The 1,025-nt window shown below is 72.4% G+C and carries 3 protein-coding genes; 2 read left to right on the top strand and 1 reads right to left on the bottom strand.

Annotated features, from left to right (window positions below):
• Positions 1 to 350, top strand: a 350-nt coding sequence (locus BIU89_RS18570; protein WP_175475020.1) for a hypothetical protein, incomplete at its 5' end; no start/stop codon positions are given.
• A gap of 3 nt (positions 351 to 353) precedes the next feature.
• Here BIU89_RS18570 and BIU89_RS12045 read toward each other — a convergent pair.
• Complete coding sequence (locus BIU89_RS12045; protein WP_071246839.1) at positions 354 to 719, bottom strand: hypothetical protein; 366 nt, start codon at positions 717 to 719, stop codon at positions 354 to 356.
• Between the two features lie 193 nt (positions 720 to 912).
• Here BIU89_RS12045 and BIU89_RS19125 point away from each other — a divergent pair.
• Positions 913 to 1,025 (top strand): NADP-dependent isocitrate dehydrogenase (locus tag BIU89_RS19125; protein WP_139179048.1); only part of this gene is annotated, 113 nt, incomplete at its 3' end.

Here is a 1,025-nt window from a genome sequence, read left to right as displayed (position 1 = left end):
GGGTCGACGACCTGCCGGACCCCGACGAGACCTGGGACGCGGCGCTGGCCGTCATCGCCATCCGCCGCCCCGGTGACGACCCCGCGTTCCACCGGGCGCAGGCGGCTGCCGAGCTCATCGCGCCGATGCTCGCGCCGCACGCCGTCCGCATCGTCGTCACGGTGTCCGGGGTGACCCGGCTCGCGCCGAAGCTCGAGCGCACCCTGACGTCCGAGGTCCTGCACCAGATCGATGCCGCGTCGGCGTCGTCCGGGTTCCGTCGGCCCTTCCGGCCCCTGCGCATGCGGCTCGGGCTCGCCGGGCTCCGTGCCGCCGGCGTCCGGGTGTTCCGCGTCTCGATCGGCGACTGAGGCTCAGGCTCCGTCGGGTCCGGGGTCCTGCGCGGCGCTCGCCTGCACCGACGGGTGTGGAGGAGCCGCGTGCGCGACCACGGAGACGCTGCCGACGGCGAGCACGAGCGCCAGCGCTCCGGCGGTGCAGGCCGTCCCGATCTGCCGCAACCGCGATCGGCTGCCATGTTGACGCGGTGCGAACCGCTTCGTGCTCCGTCGGGGTTCGGGGCCGACGAGCCAGGGACCGGAGCCGTCGGGGTCGTACGAGAACGGGCCGGAGCCGTCCGGCGCGTACCGGTAGGGGCCGCTGCCGTCCGAGGCGTAGGCGGACCGCAGGTCCTCCGCCCTCCAGCCGAAGTCGTCCGGGGTCTGCCGTGTGGTGGTCATGCGCGCTCTCCCTCGCTCTGGTGCTGCGGAAGACCAGTCCACGCACCGTTCCTATGTGTCGACAGTGCGCCTCCAGGGTGTCGGCCGAGCCTCTGCCGCGCGGAAGCGGGGGCCATGTATCTTGATGTCGAGACATCCTGCGCCACGAGTACCGTGGACGTACCGACGGTCGAACAAGGGAGTACCCGCCAGCATGGCCAAGATCATCTACACCCTCACGGACGAGGCGCCGTTCCTCGCCACCCACTCCTTCCTCCCGGTCATCCAGGCCTTCGCCGGCACCGCGGGTGTCGACGTCGAGACCCG

The sequence above is a fragment of the Curtobacterium sp. MCBA15_005 genome (assembly GCF_001864855.1).
GTDB classification, from domain to species: Bacteria; Actinomycetota; Actinomycetes; order Actinomycetales; family Microbacteriaceae; genus Curtobacterium; species Curtobacterium flaccumfaciens.
Note: the sequence above shows the minus strand (reverse complement) of the source record. Positions and strands in the feature narration are given on the sequence as shown.